Consider the following 19,396-nt stretch of genomic DNA (forward strand, 5'->3'; position numbering starts at 1 on the left):
AAATTAGACTAAAAAAGTTGGATGGCTGGAATTTCTCAAAAATACCAGTAAGATGAATCACATCTGCGGAATGTGGGTTGTACCATCAAGAAATTCTTGGTCAAATCCCTCGCACAACTTTTGATGTAGAAATTCGGGAATGGCAACAAGCAGGATTAAATCGACCTTCAGCGGTTCGCTTACATAAACTGAACACATTACAAAAAAGTTTAGTTGAACGCAGACTGGGAATATTAACCCCTGATGATTTGGCACAAGTTAGAGAAAGAATACAACAAATATGGTATTCTATTTGAGCAAGTTTAAAAAAATCTTTACTTGCTAAATTTTTGAGGCGCGTTTTCACTAAACATGAACAAATCAAAAAGACGCAAAAATCAGTGGTCAAATGAACTAAACGACATCATTAGAGGTGCATCGGGCGGCTTTTTATTCGGAATTCCGCTGCTTTATACGATGGAGGTTTGGTGGATCGGTTCGTATACTACACCAGCGGAAATGTCGATCGCGATCGCAACTACTTTTCTCGTCGTTTTCTTGCTAACTCGCACTGAAGGTTTTCGCAAAACTAAGGACATCCGCTGGCTAGAAGCTGCAATCGATACCGTAGAAGCGATCGCCATTGGCATTGTCTGCGCGACTTTTATCCTGTTTTTGCTCAGGGAAATTACGCCGGAGACTCCGCTGCATGAAACTCTGGGGAAAATCATTTTTGAAGGCCTGCCCTTTGCCTTGGGAGTTGCCCTGGCGAACGGTTTCTTGAGTGGCGATCGCTATCAAACTTCAGATAGCGACAGCGAACTTACCATTAATCCAACTTTAGCAGATATCGGCGCTACTTTAATCGGCGCTACGATCATTGCTTTCAGCATCGCCCCAACTGACGAAATTCCCATGCTAGCGGCAGCGATTTCGCCGCCTTGGCAATTAGCAATTATCGCCGCTTCGCTGCTAATTTCTTACGGTATAGTATTTGTAGCAGGCTTTACTTATCAAGCAAAAAGGCAGCACCAGCAAGGGATTTTTCAGCGTCCCCTCAGCGAAACTGTCATGGCGTATTTAGTGTCCCTGGCGGCTTCTGCATTTATGATGTTTTTCTTCCAAAAACTCAGTTTTGACGACCCGTGGTCGATTTGGTTGAGCTATACGTTAGTGTTGGGATTGCCGGCGACAATTGGCGGCGCGGCGGGTAGGTTGGCGGTATGAGTGAAAGTAATAACGAACAGCAACAAAAAAGAACTTTTGCTGAATGGGTGGCATTTGCGATCGCCTGCTTCATTCTTTTTACTCTCACCGGGCTCGTACTCTACAACTGGGTGACTACAAAACACGAACCTCCGATTATTTCTGTCACTCGGAACACGCCTATTCGCGAAACTGAAGGGCAATTTTACGTACCGTTTACAGTGACAAACACGGGCGGCGAAACAGCCGAATTAGTGCAAATTATTGCCGAACTGCGCGTCAACGGCGAAGTCTTGGAATCCGGCGATCAACAAATTGATTTTTTGTCAAACGGCGAAACTCAAGAAGGAGCTTTTATCTTCAGCCGCGATCCGCGTCAAGGTGAGTTGATTGTGCGATCGAGCAGTTATAAACTACCTTAGTAGTGCTAAAAAAGTAATGATACATTGTAGTGATTTACCAAATGCCAGATGGCACCCATGTAATTTTCTAGCGATTAGGCAAAAGACAAGGTTTTTCCGGTAGTGTCCTACAAGTAATGATGCTAGATTAGCAGTAGTTCTGGCTAATCTATAGCTTGCCAAGCCTCTTTGTCCTAACTGTTCTTCTTGCCCGACTGTCAAAAAGGTCGCATTCACAACAGTAAACAACGGTTTAAGTGTCTTAAGTGCGATCGGCAATTCCTTGAACATCCGCATTCATAAAATGATTGACCAGCAGACACGAGAACTAATTGAGCGATTGTTGTTAGAACGTATTTCACTTGCCGGGATTGCTAGTGCGATCCAGATTTCTCAGCAATGGCTCCAAACCTACGTAAATGAGAAATATGCTGGGGTACCCGAAGCGTGGATTGATTAAATCCGTTGGAGAAGCGAGTTATTTACCTGTCTCCTTTTTCTCCCGATTTAAATCCGATTAAAAGCAGAAGAGTCTTAGCTAAAAGAATATCTACGTTGGGTTGGTGCACGTAAGTAGTGACACCTAAGAGTCAGCACTTGTGGACGGATTCGAGTCGATCGCTCTCAAAGATATCAAAAATTGGTGCACTCATTGTTGTTACTGTACCTCATACGCTTGAAAACCGCTGTAAGCGAAGGTGGGCGGGGCGGGTTTTAAAAGGGCAAAATCTCTCCTAGCAATGATTACGGGCTAAACCCGCCCCTACAGACCATTTATATTTTTTGCGCCTATCCACTTAGCCGCGGGATGTGTTACGATCGAAAATATAAAACTTAGATAAAAAGGGTAATATATTTTACAAAAGTTCAGAAATTTTTCAGGGAATTAACGGAAAAACCTCTTTTTCCGGCTTCAATATTAAATAAAAAATGAGAGTTTTAGGGCAACTGCTCCGATTATTTACTTTCGCACCGCATCAAATACTATACTGTTAAGATAGGTACAATATTTATGAATATCGAAGCCAATTACAAGCTAATAGAAAAACTTAATGAGGGTTTAAATACAGTAGTTTATCGCGCAGAGAGGAGAAAAGATCGGACTGCTGTGATTATCAAAATCCTTAGAGCGCAGTATCCTACTCTCGAAGAAATCATGCAATTGAGACATGAATATGAAATCTCTCGACATCTCAATTTAGAAGGTATTGTCAAGTCTTATGGATTGGAAAATTCTCGTAATGGTCTAGCACTGATATTAGAAGATTCAAGAGGAGAAGCCCTTAAAAATTTTTTGAATGGTCGCAGGCTTGAACTCAAAGAGTCTTTAGAAATTGCTATTCAGTTAGCAGATACTCTGGGTAAATTGCATGACAACAAAATTATTCATAAAGATATTAAACCGACAAATATCATCATCACTCCTGCGACCCTCCAAGTAAAAATTACTGACTTTAGCATCGCCACGCGCTTGTCTAGAGAAACCCAAGCACTCAGCGATCCCACTTTACTACAAGGCACCCTCGCCTACATATCCCCAGAGCAGACAGGACGAATGAATCGCTCAATAGACTATCGCACCGACTTCTACTCTTTAGGTGTCACATTCTATGAAATGCTGTGCGGCCAACTGCCATTTAAAGCTACAGATCCGATGGAATTAGTTCACTGCCACATTGCTAAACAGCCCGTCCCACCCAGCGAAATTATAGGGACAAAAAGGCAAAATAGCAGACCCGAACTTGCCATCGACAATCCACAATCTACAATTCAAAATAGTGAGATTCCCCAAGCAGTTTCCGACATTGTGATGAAACTACTAGCTAAAACTGCTGAAGACAGATATCAAAGTGCTTATGGTCTTAAAGTCGATCTAGAACAATGTCTAAGTCAACTGCAACAAACTGGTCATATTTCAAACTTCATACTGGGTCAGCGTGATAAATCCGGTCAATTTCTCATCCCACAAAAACTGTACGGACGAGAAGCACAAGTAGCCACACTGATGAATGGCTTTGAACGGGTTAGCACTGGAACAGCCGAGATCATGCTAGTTTCCGGTTACTCAGGAATTGGTAAATCTTGTTTAGTTTATGAAGTCCATAAACCCATTGTCGGAGCGCGGGGTTATTTTATTGCTGGGAAATTTGACCAATTTAAGCGGAATATTCCCTATGCAGCCTTAATTCAAGCGTTTCAGGAATTGATCCGACAACTATTAACAGAAAGCTCAGAAAAAATAATTTTTTGGAGAGATAAGATTTTCACTGCTTTAGGGTCAAATGTTCGAGTAGTAATTGATGTTATTCCCGAATTAGAATTGATCGTTGGTGTGAAACCAGAAATTTCCCAGCTAGGAGCGAACGAATCACAAAATAGATTTAATCTTGTTTTTAAACAATTTATTCATGTTTTTACAGAACAAGCACATCCACTGGTCTTATTTTTAGATGATTTGCAGTGGGCTGATTCTGCTTCTTTGAAATTGATTCACGTATTGCTAACTGACCCAGATAGCCAATATTTATTACTGATTGGAGCCTATCGAGATAACGAAGTCAGCCCCACCCATCCATTAATGCAGACATTAGAGCAGATTCAGGGAGCTGGGGCAATAGTAAATAATATTATACTCCAGCCTTTATCACTAAGTACAGTGAGTCAATTAGTCGCCGATACTTTGGGTGAACGTTGCTCATCAGCAGTACCTACTCTTACTTGCTTCTCCCATGAACAAAAAGCACCTGCGGGAAATATTTTACTTACTGAAAACGATGGGGATGAAACAGAAAGGTGGAAGTTACTAGCTGAGCTAGTTTTTAATAAAACTCAAGGCAATCCCTTCTTCTTAAATCAGTTGCTCACCTCCCTTTACGCCGAAAAGCTGTTGACATTTGACTTCAGCCTCGGTAGATGGCAGTGGGACATGAATAAAATTCAAACTGTGGGCATCGCCGATTATAACGTCGTCGAACTCATCGCTAGAAATATTCAAAAGCTGCCTCCAGACACGCAAAAACTTTTAAAGTTAGCTGCCTGTATTGGGAACCGATTTAATTTAGAAATTTTGGCGATAGTGAATGAGAAATCTATCTCAGAAACAGCATCGGCTTTATGGGAAGGGCTTCAGGCTGGTTTAATTCTGCCTATCGGGGAAAGTGCCTACAAAATTTCTTTAGTAGTCAAAGGTAATGAATCATTAGTAATGGCTAATAGTCAAGACACATCATTACAAATTAATAATTACCAAGTCTCCTACAAGTTTTTACATGACCGGGTGCAACAAGCGGCTTATTCTCTAATTCCTTCTGAGCAGCAAAAAGCTACGCACCTGAAAATTGGTCAATTACTGTTACAGAATACAGATGAAGATGCACTCGAAGAAAATGTCTTTGATATTGTTAACCAGCTAAATGTCGGATTGGAATTCATTACCGAGCAACACGAAAAATCTCAACTGGCTGAATTAAATTTAATGGCTGGTCGAAAAGCTAAAGCAGCGTCAGCTTACGAAGCTGCTGTCACACTACTAAGAGTAGGGTTAAAACTATTAGCCAAAAACAGTTGGCAGAGTAACTACGATCTAACACTAGCAATCTATGTAGAAGCCGTAGAAGCGGAATATCTTACTACGAATTACGAAAGGTCAGCAATTCTTGCTGAAGTTGTTCTGCAACAAGCTAAGACTCTGCTCGAAAGAGTGAAAGTATACGAGCTGCAAATCCAGTTTTATATGGCTCAAAATCAGATGCTAAAAGCCATTGATACTGGGTTGCAAGTGCTGGATATGCTGGGTGTTTCCTTGTCAAATGACAAGGATAGTAAAGATTTAGTAGTTGAATTGCCCAACATCACAGATTTAGACAATATCCCAGAGATGACAGACCCTTACAAAATAGCAGCTATGGGGATACTGATGTCTATTGTTTCTCCTGCTCTCGCTACTAAGCCCGAAATTTTGCCCCTGCTTATAGCGACTTTGGTGAAAATCTGTATGGAACACGGTCATTCCCGTCTTGCTGCTGTTGTGTATGCTTTTTATGGTGTAATACTGTCCTCAGCAATCGGGGATATAGATGCTGGATATCATGCAGGTCAGCTAGCTTTAAAACTTTTAGATAAATTTAATGCTAGAGAATTTCAATGCAAAGTCTCCAATTTATTTTATGGTATCATAAAACCCTGGAAAGAGCATCTCAAAAACGCATTACAACCCCTCCAAGAGAGTGTCCAAAAGGGACTCGAAACCGGAGATATAGAATATGCTGGCTATAGTGCTACTGTCTATGGCGCTAGCCTATTTTTAATTGGGAAGGAACTAGATTTTGTAGAGCAGCAACAACGGCATTATCTTGATTTAGCACTCAGACTAAAACAAGACTATTCTATCTACTACCTCAAGATATTTCACCAACTGAGCCTAGCTCTTAAAAATAGAATTGAAGTTCAATATCAATTGGTTGGCGAAAGTTTTAATGAAACAGAAATGTTACCTATTTTTATTGAAACTAACAATAGAATTTTGCTGTTTATTACCTATCTTGCCAAAACAATTCTTTTTTATCTATTTAAACAATATAAAAATGCCGTTACCAATGCCAGTTTAGCAGCAGAACACGTAGCAAGTGTATTCGGCATGGTAGTTTCTGCTCCTCACAACTTCTATTATTCGCTGGCTCTCCTTGCTGAGTATCCCAACGTTTCCAGCTTGGAGGAACAAGAATACCTGACTATTGTAGAGGAAAATCAGCAAAAAATGCAGCGCTGGGCTGAATCTGCTCCATCAAACTTCCAGCATAAGTACAATCTTGTGGAAGCAGAAAAAGCAAGGATTCAAGGTAAAGTTCTAGAAGCAATGAACTATTATGACCGAGCTATAACGGGAGCTAAAGAACAAGGATACATTCAGGAAGAAGCACTAGCTTCGGAACTAGCAGCAGAGTTTTATTTCTCCCTCGGCAGAGACAAGTTTGCTCAAATTTATCTAACACAGGCTTATTACGGATATATTCGTTGGGGAGCCCATGCCAAGGTTAAAGATTTGGAGTCAAGATATCCTTTGGTATTTTCCGAGATACTGATGCGAGAATCCATAAGTATAGAGATTAATAGGACAACAACATCGACCACAGGAGGAAGTTCGGCGGTTTTGGATTTGTCTACTGTTAACAAAGCATCTCTTGCCTTAGCTGAGGAAATAGTTCTGGATAAGTTGCTGAATAAGTTACTTAAAATTGTGATGGAAAATGCTGGAGCAACAACTAGCTGCCTACTATTAGAAAAAGATGGAAAATTCTCGATCGAAGCTACAGGTGTGGTGGATAGTGATGCGGTTGTATTATGTTCAGAATCACCAGTTGAAAACAGTGAAAAACTGCCTATTTCTATAATTAATTATGTTGGCATCTCCCAAGAAAATGTGGTGTTAAATGATGCAGCAGTGTCAGGAAGATTTATAAACGATCCTTACATCAAAAAAACAAAGCCGAAGTCAATATTATGTACGCCGATTATCAATCAAGGCAAAATGATTGGGATTTTTTACTTAGAAAACAATATCGTCAATGGCGCGTTTACGAGACAAAGGCTGGAAGTATTAAAAATACTTTCTTCACAGATAGCTATATCCCTTAAAAATGCGATGCTTTATGGGGAATTGGAAACCGCAACTCAAAACTTGAAAACAGCCAACGAGCAGTTAGACAATTACAACCAAACCTTGGAACAGAAAGTAGAAACAAGGACGCTGGAGTTACAAGAAAAAAATACGCTGTTGAGAGAACAAGCAATTCAGCTTGAACTTGCTCTCCAGGAATTGCAAGCGGCACAGACTCAACTAATTCAAACTGAAAAAATGTCAAGTCTGGGGCAAATGGTTGCTGGTATAGCTCACGAAATTAATAACCCAATTAACTTTATCTATGGCAATCTTACCCACGCTAGTGACTATTTTTATGACTTGCTGGGATTGCTGAATCTCTATCAGGAGCAATTGCCCAATGCAACGCCTGAGATTCAGAATTTTGCAGAAAATATAGATATGGAATTCTTAATTTCTGATTTTCCTAGACTGCTGGATTCGATGCAGGTAGGGGCAGAGCGCATCCGTCAGATTGTCTTGTCGCTGCGGAATTTCTCGCGCTTGGATGAGGCGGTAATGAAACGAGTAGATATCCATGAAGGACTCGATAGCACTCTGTTGCTGTTGCAAAATCAGCTAAAAGTTAAGCCAGAATATCCTGGGATTGAAATTATTAAAGAGTATGGTCAGCTACCTGAAGTAGAATGTTACGCTGGCTTCCTGAACCAAGTATTTATGAATATACTCAGCAATGCGATTGATGCTATAGAGGAATCATTGGTCACTTCTCCTATAGAATCAATCCCAAAGAAAAAATCACAAGTTCGCATTCGCACCAGTGTCATAAATAGTAACCAAGTAGAGATTCGGATTGCCGACAATGGAGCGGGGATGACAGAGGAAGTAAGCCAGAAGATTTTTGACCCTTTCTTTACTACAAAACGTGTCGGCTCTGGCACTGGTTTGGGATTGGCTATTAGCTACCAGATTGTAGTAGAAAAACATCATGGTAGGCTGACTTGTATTTCTGCACTTGGACAGGGAGCAGAGTTCGTGATTGAGATTCCACTCAAGCAGGGAACTCAGCCCAAGTGACAGGTACGTAGTTGGGCTTCAGCCCTCTTTATATACCTTTGAGGGCTAAAGCCCAACTACATACCTTTATATACAATCAAATAAATTAGTGATAGAGATCACAGCAAAAGTCTGTTTAACAGATGATATAGTATAAACTTACAACCCTCTGATAAGACTCGGTGGTTGAAACCGCTACTAGACAAACGAAGTCCGCCTACACGGACTAAAAAATAAAGGGGTAGAAAGTCTGGGTTTGGTATTACGACGAATTTATTCAAACAATTTAAGCCTTTTGAGTAGGGCGCGATATTGCTCCCAAACACTTATGTGAACTGAGCAATAAATTTAGTATTGCACGAGCATTAAAGGAAGAATAAAATGCTAGGTAATTTCCAGAATACGTGCATTCACCAGCTATTTGAGTTCCAAGTCAAGCGATCGCCTGACGCTATTGCGGTAATTTTTGAAGGGAAGCAGCTAACTTATCAGCAGTTAAACTCCCAAGCTAATCAGTTGGCGCATTATCTGAAGACTCTGGGTGTTGGGCCAGAGGTATTGGTCGCAGCCTGTGTGGAGCGATCGCTAGAGATGGTTGTAGGTCTATTAGGTATTCTCAAAGCTGGCGGAGCTTATGTACCACTAGATCCGAATTATCCGGCGAACAGACTGGCATTTATGTTGGAACATTCGCAAACGCCAGTGTTGCTTACACAACAGGATTTAGTAGAGTCTCTTCCCGAACATCAAGCGCATATCATCTGTTTAGATGGGAATTCAGAAATAGGCGATCGCTTCAGCAAGCAAAACCCAGACACTGAGGTGACACCAGATAATTTAGCTTATGTGATTTACACATCAGGTTCTACTGGTCAACCCAAGGGAGTAGCGATCGAGCATCGCGGTGCCGTCAACACGTTCCTCGATATTAACCAACGTTTTGAAGTGGAAGCAGGCGATCGCGTCTTAGCTGTATCTTCCCTCAGCTTCGACCTGTCAGTGTATGACATTTTTGGCCTTCTGGCTGCTGGAGGAACTGTTGTCATCCCAAAAGTTTCCGCAACGCCAGATCCTGCTGACTGGCTTGATGTGATGACGCGAGAACGAGTTACCCTCTGGGACTCAGCACCACCATTGATGCAGATGCTTGTGGATTATGCTATTGGTTGTGCCAAAACCCTGCCATCATCTCTGCGATTAGTCCTTCTCAGCGGGGATTGGATACCACTGACTTTGCCAGATCGAATCAAAGATTTGGTCTCTAAGCCAGTATCCGAAAATTTTGAGCAACCTTCAACCCCTGCTGTTATTGGTTTAGGAGGTGCAACCGAGGCTTCTATTTGGTCTATCCTATATCCGATCGCCAGCGTTGACCCGGAATGGAACAGCATCCCTTACGGTCAGTCCATGACGAACCAGCATTTCTACGTGCTGAACGAAGCGATGGAGCAGTGTCAGGAAGGGGAAGTCGGGGAACTCTACATCGGGGGAATCGGTTTGGCTAGATGCTATTGGCGAGATGAGGAAAAAACGAACAAGCGCTTCATCACTCATCCTCATACAGGCGATCGCCTTTACTGTACAGGCGATTTGGGACGGTATCTCCCTGATGGTAATATCGAGTTTCAAGGCCGCATCGACCACCAAGTTAAAATTCGTGGCTTCCGCATTGAACTAGGCGAGATCGAAGCAGTGCTGGGACAACACCCAGACGTGCAAGTAGCAGTGGTAGCAGCACAAGAAGATGTCCCCGGACAGAAGCGCTTAATCGCTTATGTTGTTTCCAAAGTCACCGCAGAACGTACACCCTTTAAAAGCGAGTGTTTAGTAGAAATTGATGGCGATCGCTCAGTTAAGCTACATACAGAAGACATCTCCATCGGTGGCATTGGCGTGGTTGGGGTGACAGATAATTGGCCACAAGGTAAACGCCTGCAACTGCGCGTTGTACTACCCGGAGATACCGAAGAGCGATGTTTTGAGGGAACTGTCGCTTGGTGTCAGGGAAATCAGGCGGGGATTGAGTTATCTCTCACACCCACTGAAGAAGCTGTGATTCAGCAGAGTATCGACTACCTCTTAGAAACCCAAGGCTTCTTAAAATTTTTGCAACGCACCATCGCAGGCAAATTGCGTAACTTCCTGAAAGATAAGTTACCTGAGTATATGGTGCCCTCCAGCTTTGTGTTCCTAAAAACCTTGCCGCTAACGCCCAACGGCAAAATAGACCGCCAAAAACTACTAGCGCCTGCGGTTAAAACTCCCGAAGTAAGACAAGATTATGTCGCACCTCAAACTCCTGTGGAAGAAGTAGTAGCAGGAATTTGGGCCGAAGTGCTCGGACTAGAGCGAGTCGGTATCCGCGATAACTTCTTAGAATTGGGAGGTCACTCTCTGCTAGTTACGCAGATTGCAACTCGAATGCGGGACACCTTCCAAGTGGAATTACCATTGCGTACCTTATTTGAGTCTGCCACAGTCGCCGATCTTGCTCGCAATCTGGAAATCGCCAGTCAAAAAGCTCCAATACCCCAGGCTCCCCCGATTCTACCAATTTCGCGCGATCGCGACTTGCCTCTGTCCTTCAGCCAGCAACAACTGTGGTTCCTTTGTCAACTAGCTCCTGATACGCCTTTCTATAACGAACCGATTACCATTCGTCTACCTGGTTCCGTCAACATTACCGCTCTAGAGCGCAGCATCAACGAAATCATTAAGCGTCACGAAATTTTGCGAACCACCTTTGCTGTGGTAGATGGGCAACCGGTAATGTTGATTAAAGATACCTTTAATTTCACCTTACCAGTGGTGAATCTTGGGGAATTGCCAGAGGCAGAACGGGAGCCTGAAGCTTTGCGGCTGGGTACTTTGGAAGCGAAGCAGGCTTTTGACCTGACTGAAGGGCCGCTGCTGCGGGGTACTCTCATGCAGTTGGGGGAGACAGATTACAGGTTGTTCCTGACCATACACCACATCGCGATCGATGGTGTTTCTCTGTACGGCTTGTTTATGAAGGAATTGGCGACACTCTACAGCGCCTTTGCTTTGGGCTTGCGATCGCCCCTGCCAGAACTACCGATTCAGTTTGCAGACTTTGCCTACTGGCAACGGCAATGGCTACAGGGAGAAGTGCTAGAAAATCAACTTAGATACTGGAAACAGCAATTAGCTGATTTGCCAACACTGCAACTGCCTACGGATCGATCGCGATCGCGTCTGCTTACCTTTCGGGGTGCAAGGCAATGTTTAGCGCTACCTCAGAGTCTAAGCGAGGCGCTCGCCTCATTAAGCCAGAAAGAAGGCGTTACCCTCTACATGACACTGCTGGCAGCCTTCAAAACCTTACTCTATCGCTACACAGGACAGACCGACATTGTAGTAGGCACTGTCACCGCCGGACGCAACCAGCCAGAGATTCAGCAGCTAATAGGGTGCTTCGTCAACACTTTGGTACTGCGTACCGATCTCAAGGACAACCCTACTTTCCAGCAGTTGCTCCAAAGGGTGCGGGAAGTGACTTTAGGAGCATTTACTTACCAAGATTTGCCTTTTGAGAAATTGGTAGAAGCACTGCAACCGGAACGGAATTTAGGTCAAAACCCCCTATTCCAGGTCGCTTTTGTTCTCCAACCCCCCATGTCAGGCGTTGATTCAATGCTGAATTGGAGTCAGTTAGATATTGATACCGAAACGGCAAAGTTTGATTTAACCCTGGAATTACAGGAGACATCGGAGGGTATAGTCGGTCGTTTTGAGTACAGCACAGATTTGTTTAATGCTGACACGATTGAGCGGATGGTAGGGCATTTTCAGACTTTACTAGAAGCGATCGTAGCTAACCCAGAGCAGAAAATTGGGGAGTTGCCTATTTTAACCCAGTTGGAACGGCAGCAGTTAGCGACGTGGAATGATACTGCAACTGATTACCCTAAAGATGCGTGCATACACCAGTTGTTTGAAGAGCAGGTAGAGCGATCGCCTGATGCTATTGCATTAGTATTTGAAGATCAGCAACTTACCTATCAAGAGCTGAACCAACGAGCGAATCAGCTAGCGCACCATCTCCACAATTTGGGTGTGGGTGCAGAGGTACTGGTGGGGATATGTGTAGAGCGTTCCTTGGAAATGGTAGTAGGACTATTAGGTATTCTCAAAGCTGGTGGAGCTTATGTACCCCTAGATCCGGCTTATCCCGCAGAGCGCATTGCCTTCATGTTAGAAGATGCCCAAGTGCCAGTGCTGTTGACTCAGAGGCGGTTAGTTGAATCTCTTCCAAAACATCAAGGGCGTAACGTTTGTCTGGACACAGATTGGGAAGTCATTGAGCGACAGAGTGAGGAGAACCTTGGATGCAGTTTAACTTCTGAAAACCTAGCCTATGTAATTTACACTTCGGGGTCTACAGGCAGACCAAAGGGGGTACTGGTGGCACACCGAGGACTATGCAACCTGGCTAAAGCACAGATCCAGATATTCGACCTCGATCCCTCTAGCCGTGTCCTCCAGTTTGCTTCTTTGAGCTTCGATGTTGCAACTTCCGATTTGGTTATTGCCTTATGTTCGGGAGCAACTCTCTGTATTGCAACCAATGATGCTCTTTTGGCAGGTTCTGGTTTGATTGAGGTGTTGTGCGATCGAGCTATTACCCACATTGAATTACCAGCAGCAGTTTTGGGAGTTCTTCCTTTTGAAGAACTTCCTACCTTGCAGACAATTATTGTTGGGGGAGAAGCTGTTTCCCCCGACCTTGTTGCTAAGTGGGCACCAGGTCGTCGCTTCTTTAATGCTTATGGGCCGACTGAATCGACAGTTTGTGCCACGATAGCCGAATGTACTGATAGTACCAAGTCTCCTCCCATCGGTCGCCCCATTGCCAACACACAGGTCTATATTTTGGATGGCCAAAAACAGCTTGTTCCGATCGGTGTTCCCGGAGAACTATACATTGGCGGTGATGGTTTAGCACGGGGCTATCTCAACCGGCCCGAACTAACTAGCGATCGCTTTATTCCTAACCCCTTTAGCAACGAACCAGGTTCTCGCCTCTATAAAACTGGCGACTTAGCCCGCTACCTACCCGACGGCAATATCGAATTTCTAGGCCGCATCGATCACCAAGTAAAAATTAGAGGCTTCCGCATCGAATTAGGAGAAATTGAGGCAGTGCTGGGACAACACCCAGATGTGCAAGAGTCCCTAGTTATCAACCGTGAGGATGCCTCCGGCAATCAACGTTTAGTAGCTTACATTCTTTCCAACCTCAGACCCGAACGAGTGCCTTATCAAAGCGAGTGTCTGGCAGCATTTAATGAAATTTCTGTGGTGAAAGTTCGCACAGAAGACATTTCTATTGGTGGTATCTGCATAGTAGGAGTACCAGATACTTATCAACCTGGTAAACCTCTCTGGCTCTACCTGTGTCTTCCTGGTTCCAGTGACGAGCAATGGTTACAAGGTCGGATCGCTTGGCGACAAGGACAGCAATGTGGGATTCAGTTTACCCTTACTTGGAGCGAGCAGGATCTAGTTCAAAAAAGTATAGATTACCTTCTGGAAACTCAGGGTTTCTTGAAAGTTTTGCAACGCACAGCAGTCGGGAGCCTACGCGACTTTCTGAAGCAAAAGTTACCGGACTATATGGTGCCTTCCAGCTTTGTATTTTTGAATCATTTGCCGCTCACACCCAATGGTAAAATAGACCGTAAGGCGCTGCCTGCTCCAGATGCTCTTAACATAGAGTTAGAAACAACTTATGTTGCACCTCAAACTGAGATAGAACAAGCTATAGCTACTGTTTGGCAACAGGTATTACACTTAGAAAAAGTAGGTGTAGATGATAATTTCTTCGATCTAGGCGGTCATTCATTACTGATGGCTCAGGCTCATAGTAAACTGTGCGAAGTGGTGGATAACAAGGTTTCAATCATTGAAATGTTTAAATATCCAACCATCAGCTCTTTGGCAAAATATTTAACTGAGGAGTCGGCCGAACAATCCTCTTTTGGGCAAAGTCAAGACCGCGTTAAAAAACAAAAAGACGCAATGAATCGGCAGAAGCAAAAACAATCGCTAAAGGGAAAGAATAAAAATGGATAACTCGGAAACTCCAGACTCTATGAGGTACGTTGTTGCGCTTCAGCGCTCTTTGATGGTCTGGCCCCAACAACATACCGCTTCAAACTCTGCGCTGGCGATCGCAAGGTACACTTGTTGCGCTTGTGTTCTCAAAGAGGGCTAAAGCCCAACTACGTACCTCCCAAATTCTGCGCTTGCGATCGCCACAGAAAATAGTCCTAAGTATTGTTACAAAGAAGGAATAAAAATGGATAAATCTGAAACTTCCGATTCTATAGAAGGTATTGCCATTATCGGCATGGCAGGTCGTTTTCCGGGTGCTAAAAGTGTTGAGGAGTTTTGGGAAAACCTACGCGATGGTGTGGAATCTATTTCTTTCTTCTCCGAACAAGAACTGGTATCTTTAGGCATTGACGAGTCAGTGCTGCGTGACCAGCGCTATGTAAAAGCAAGAGCGGTACTAGAAGATATTGAGTTGTTTGATGCTTCATTCTTTGGGTTTAATCCGAGAGAAGCTGAAATCACAGATCCACAACACCGCTTTTTCTTGGAGTCGGCTTGGCAGGCGCTAGAAAATGCTGGCTATAACTCGGAAACATACGAAGGTTCGATAGGAGTTTACGCGGGTGCAGGAAGTTTCAATACTTATTTCTTGAATAACCTTTATCCCAACCGTCAATTAAGAGAAGCACTTGGAGATTTCCAACTTGCGATCGCCAATGAGAAAGATTTTCTGTCAACTCGCGTTTCTTACAAATTAAACTTGAAAGGGCCGAGTATTACTGTCCAAACAGCCTGTTCTACTTCATTGGTTGCTATTAGCATGGCTTGCCAAAGCTTGCTGAATTACCAATGCGATATGGCTTTAGCTGGTGGCGTTTCTATAGGCGTTAATCAAAAGACAGGATATTTTTACAAAGAGGGAATGATTCTTTCTCCAGACGGACATTGCAGAGCTTTTGATGCTAAGGCACAGGGAACTGTTAGCGGTAGCGGTGTGGGAATAGTGGTTTTGAAAAGATTGGAGGAAGCGATCGCAGATGGAGACTATATTCATGCGGTAATCAAAGGTTGTGCTATTAATAATGATGGTGGTTTTAAAATTGGCTACACAGCTCCTAGTGTAGATGGTCAGGCGCAGGCGATCGCAGATGCTCTAGCACTAGCAGAAATTCCCCCAGAAACCGTCAGCTATATAGAAGCTCACGGAACCGGAACACCCCTGGGAGATCCGATCGAAATTGCCGCGTTGACGCAAGCTTTCTCCCTCGAAACTAAGAAAAAAGGCTTCTGTGCGATCGGTTCGGCTAAATCCAATATCGGACATTTGGATACTGCTGCTGGTGTCACTGGCTTAATCAAAACTGTCCAGGCTCTCAAACACAAGTTAATACCGCCTAGCTTGCATTTTGAACAGCCTAATCCCAAGATTGATTTTGCAAACAGTCCCTTTTATGTCAATACTAAACTTTCCGAATGGAAAGCAGGTAAAACACCCCGTCGTGCTGGAGTTAGTTCTTTTGGCATCGGTGGAACTAATGCTCATGTAGTTCTTGAAGAAGCGCCTACTGTAGAAAAATCTGGAGAATCTCGACCATCACAACTGTTAATTTTATCGGCAAAAACTAGCTCTGCACTTGATAGTGCAACCGCAAATTTAAGCGAATATTTAAAGCAGCACCCCGATGAAAATCTTGCTGATATTGCTTATACCCTGCAAGTTGGTAGAAGGGCTTTCAGCCATCGAAGAATAGTAGTTTGCAATGAGCTTGAAGAAGGTGCGATCGCTCTCGAAAATCTCGATCCCAAAAAAGTTTTTACCAGCTTCCAAGAGTCCAAAGATCGACCTGTCGTGTTTATGTTTTCCGGGCAGGGTTCGCAGTACATCAATATGAGCTTGGAACTCTACCAAGTTGAACCAACATTTCGCGAACATATCGATCTATGTTCGGAAATTCTTCAACCTCATTTGGGAATTGATCTACGCCATGTACTTTATCCAAATGAAGCACAAGCAGAAGCAGCTACAAACCAATTAAAACAGACTGCGATTACACAACCAGCATTATTTGCGATCGAGTATGCTTTAGCTAAATTGTGGATGTCTTGGGGAGTGCATCCCAAAGCGATGATTGGTCATAGCATTGGTGAATATGTAGCAGCTTGTTTAGCTGGTGTTTTCTCCTTAGAGGAGGGCTTATCATTGGTAGCGGCACGAGGTAAATTAATGCAACAACTGCCGAGTGGTTCCATGCTTGCAGTTCCACTGCCAGAACAGCAAATGCAACCATTTTTGGGCAATAAACTTGATTTAGCTGTGATTAACGGAGCATCTATGAGCGTGGTTTCAGGTGCTACTGATGCCGTAGATGAATTGGCACAAGAACTACTCGCAAAAGGTGTAGAGTGTCGCCGATTGCACACTTCTCATGCCTTCCATTCACAGATGATGGAGCCAATTTTAGACCCCTTCACCGAACAGGTTAAAAAAGTTAAGCTGAACTCGCCTAAAATTCCCTACATCTCCAATGTCACTGGTAATTGGATAACAGCGACGCAGGCGACAAATCCGAGTTATTATGCTCAACATCTGCGGCAAACAGTACGCTTTGCTGATGGCTTACAACAGCTATTAAAAGACCAAAATCAAATATTGCTAGAAGTGGGGCCCGGACGGACGTTGAACACGCTAGCAAAACAGCATCCTAATAAGAGGGCTGAGCAGATTGTACTTTCTTCATTACGCCATCCACAAGACCAAAATTCAGATGTAGCTTTCTTACTTACTACATTGGGTAAACTCTGGTTAGGAGGAGTACAAATAGATTGGTCTAAATTTTATGCTGATGAGCAGCGTTATCGTCTCCCATTGCCAACCTATCCGTTTGAGCGCCAACGCTATTGGATTGAAGCACCGGGAATCGAGCAACCGATTAAAACTGCATCTTTACCAGATGAAAGTTCCCCAATATTAGATTCAACACTAATTCATTCTAGACCAAATTTACAGCATAGTTATATTGCTCCTAGAGATGAAATAGAGCAAACTATTGCTACTATCTGGCAAGAATTTCTCGGCATTGAGCCAATAGGAATTAATGATGACTTTTTTGATTTAGGCGGAGACTCATTATTAGCCGTTCAACTAATAACAAAATTAAACGAAACACTGCAAAAATCATTGTCTCCCCATAGCCTATTGCAATCATCGACTATTGCAGCTTTAGCTGCATTAATTAAAGATAATTCCAATTTATCGGACAGTGATAAACAGCAAACCAAGCAAGCTTCGGAGTCATTGTTAGTAGAAATTCAGCGCGGTAGTTTTAAACAACCTTTCTTCTTAGTTCATCCGGTAGGTGGTCACGTTTACATTTATCGGGATTTAGCGCGTTATCTAGGTTCCGATCAACCTGTTTTTGGAATACAAGCGCACGTCTCAGATGGGGAAACAGAGTCTTTTACTGTTGAAGAAATGGCGACTCGCTATATCGAAGCAGTGCGCGTTCAACAACCTGAAGGCCCATATTTTTTGGGTGGTTCTTCTTTTGGAGGTACTGTTGCTTTTGAGATGGCGCAGCAACTCAAAGCCCAAGGTGAAAAGATAGCACTGCTAACCTTAATAGATACTCCTGGCCCTGGTCAAATGCCTGTTTTAGAAACGGAAGATGATACAGCAATTTTGCTATATTTACTAGGCGTTGGTTTTAATCTGTCTCTTTCTATGGATGTCCTTAAAAAACTTGAGCCAGATGAGCAACTTCTCTACTTTTTGGATCAGGTAAAGATCGCTAATAGGGTAGTGCCTCCCGATTTTGGTTTACCTCAGATTCGCGAGTTTCTTCATCTTTTTAAAGTACACGCCCAAGCGATGCTAAGTTACATCCCTCAAACTTATGGAGGTCGAATTATATTTTTCCGTGCTACAGAACAAAATGAAGTTAATGCCAAAAATCCAGAATTACCTTGGATTGAGGTTGCTCGCCTAGGGGTAGAAGTTCTAGAAGTGCCGGGAAATCATATTACTATGAATTATCCCCCTAATGTTCAGGTTATGGCTGAACAACTCAGATCCTATCTTGATTAGGTACGTAGTTGGGCTTTAGCCCTCTTATGGCCCAAGCCCAACTACTTACTTTTTCAAGATGGCCCAAGCCCAACTACTTACTTTTTCAAGATGGCCCAAGCCCAACTACTTACTTTTTCAAGAGGGCCCAAGCCCAACTACTTACTTTTTCAAGAGGGCCCAAGCCCAACTACTTACTTTTTTAAGAGGGCTAAAGCCCAACTACTTACTTTTTTAAGAGGGCTGAAGCCCAACTACTTACTTTTTCAAGAGGGCTAAAGCCCAACTACTTACTTTTTTAAGAGGGCTAAAGCCCAACTACTTACTTTTTCAAGAGGGCTAAAGCCCAACTACTTACTTTTTCAAGAGGGCTAAAGCCCAACTACGTACCTTTTATGTATGAATATCGGAAATTGACAATAGAAGAACGGGTGCAACTTGTCAATCAAAGGTTGGCTAAGGGATATCCTGCTCATTCTCCACCTCATCCAGTGCAAGATTCTGAATTTTACCATCTTACCGTTAGTTGTTTTGAGCATAAATCTCGCATTAATACTCAGGAACGCCGTCAGCAACTTTTAGATATAATTTTTGATAGTTTTATTTCAAATGGTATAGAAATTAATGCTTGGGTAGTTTTACCAAATCATTATCATCTCTTAGTGCATCATATTAATATGTCACAATTAAGTGTACTCTTTCGTTCCATTCACGGCCCGTTAGCTCGACAATGGAATATTGAGGATAATCTTACAGGTAAAGTGTGGCATTCGTTTAGCGATCGCGCTATTCGTTCAGAAAGACATTATTATACAACCATTAATTATATCAATTACAATCCTGTCAAACATGGCTGGGCAAAATCTCCTTATGATTGGTCAGCGAGTAGCGTACATTGGTATTTAGAGTATCAAGGAAGAGACTGGCTAAGAACTGTATGGACAGAATATCCAGTAAGAGATTATGGAAAAGGATGGGATGATTAAGGTAAGTAGTTGGGCTTCAGCCCTCTTA

8 protein-coding genes are annotated in these 19,396 nt (G+C 43.1%); all 8 read left to right on the forward strand.

Annotated elements, in window-relative coordinates; genetic code table 11:
- Nucleotides 1–77 precede the first annotated feature (77 nt).
- The 8 genes from QUB70_RS14560 (at nucleotide 78) to QUB70_RS14595 (ending at nucleotide 19,368) form a co-directional block, all read left to right on the forward strand.
- Nucleotides 78–296 carry a type II toxin-antitoxin system PemK/MazF family toxin gene (locus tag QUB70_RS14560; RefSeq protein WP_332981337.1) on the forward strand — a complete coding sequence of 73 codons (219 nt, stop codon included), beginning with the start codon at nucleotides 78–80 and terminating at the stop codon, nucleotides 294–296.
- Nucleotides 297–351: 55 nt separating this feature from the next.
- Nucleotides 352–1,206 carry a TIGR02587 family membrane protein gene (locus QUB70_RS14565; RefSeq protein ID WP_332981339.1) on the forward strand — a complete coding sequence of 285 codons (855 nt, stop codon included), beginning with the start codon at nucleotides 352–354 and terminating at the stop codon, nucleotides 1,204–1,206.
- Nucleotides 1,203–1,607: a TIGR02588 family protein gene (locus QUB70_RS14570; protein ID WP_332981341.1), complete on the forward strand. Its 405-nt coding sequence runs from the start codon at nucleotides 1,203–1,205 to the stop codon at nucleotides 1,605–1,607. The genes QUB70_RS14565 and QUB70_RS14570 overlap by 4 nt, the downstream gene beginning before the upstream one ends.
- 283 nt (nucleotides 1,608–1,890) lie before the next feature.
- The gene (locus tag QUB70_RS14575; RefSeq protein WP_332981342.1) at nucleotides 1,891–2,046 is read left to right on the forward strand and encodes a hypothetical protein; all 156 of its coding nucleotides are present in this window, start codon (nucleotides 1,891–1,893) and stop codon (nucleotides 2,044–2,046) included.
- A gap of 552 nt (nucleotides 2,047–2,598) precedes the next feature.
- Nucleotides 2,599–8,262 carry a trifunctional serine/threonine-protein kinase/ATP-binding protein/sensor histidine kinase gene (locus QUB70_RS14580; RefSeq protein WP_332981344.1) on the forward strand — a complete coding sequence of 1,888 codons (5,664 nt, stop codon included), beginning with the start codon at nucleotides 2,599–2,601 and terminating at the stop codon, nucleotides 8,260–8,262.
- A 360-nt stretch (nucleotides 8,263–8,622) separates the two neighbouring features.
- Nucleotides 8,623–14,337, forward strand: coding sequence for an amino acid adenylation domain-containing protein (locus QUB70_RS14585; protein ID WP_332981347.1), 5,715 nt, complete (start codon nucleotides 8,623–8,625; stop codon nucleotides 14,335–14,337).
- Nucleotides 14,338–14,563: 226 nt separating this feature from the next.
- Nucleotides 14,564–18,403, forward strand: a complete 3,840-nt coding sequence (locus QUB70_RS14590) for a type I polyketide synthase (RefSeq protein ID WP_332981348.1) — start codon at nucleotides 14,564–14,566, stop codon at nucleotides 18,401–18,403.
- A 392-nt stretch (nucleotides 18,404–18,795) separates the two neighbouring features.
- Complete coding sequence (locus QUB70_RS14595) at nucleotides 18,796–19,368, forward strand: REP-associated tyrosine transposase (protein ID WP_332981349.1); 573 nt, start codon at nucleotides 18,796–18,798, stop codon at nucleotides 19,366–19,368.
- Nucleotides 19,369–19,396: the final 28 nt, after the last annotated feature.

It is taken from the genome of Microcoleus sp. A003_D6, assembly GCF_036702825.1.
Lineage (GTDB): Bacteria > Cyanobacteriota > Cyanobacteriia > Cyanobacteriales > Microcoleaceae > Microcoleus.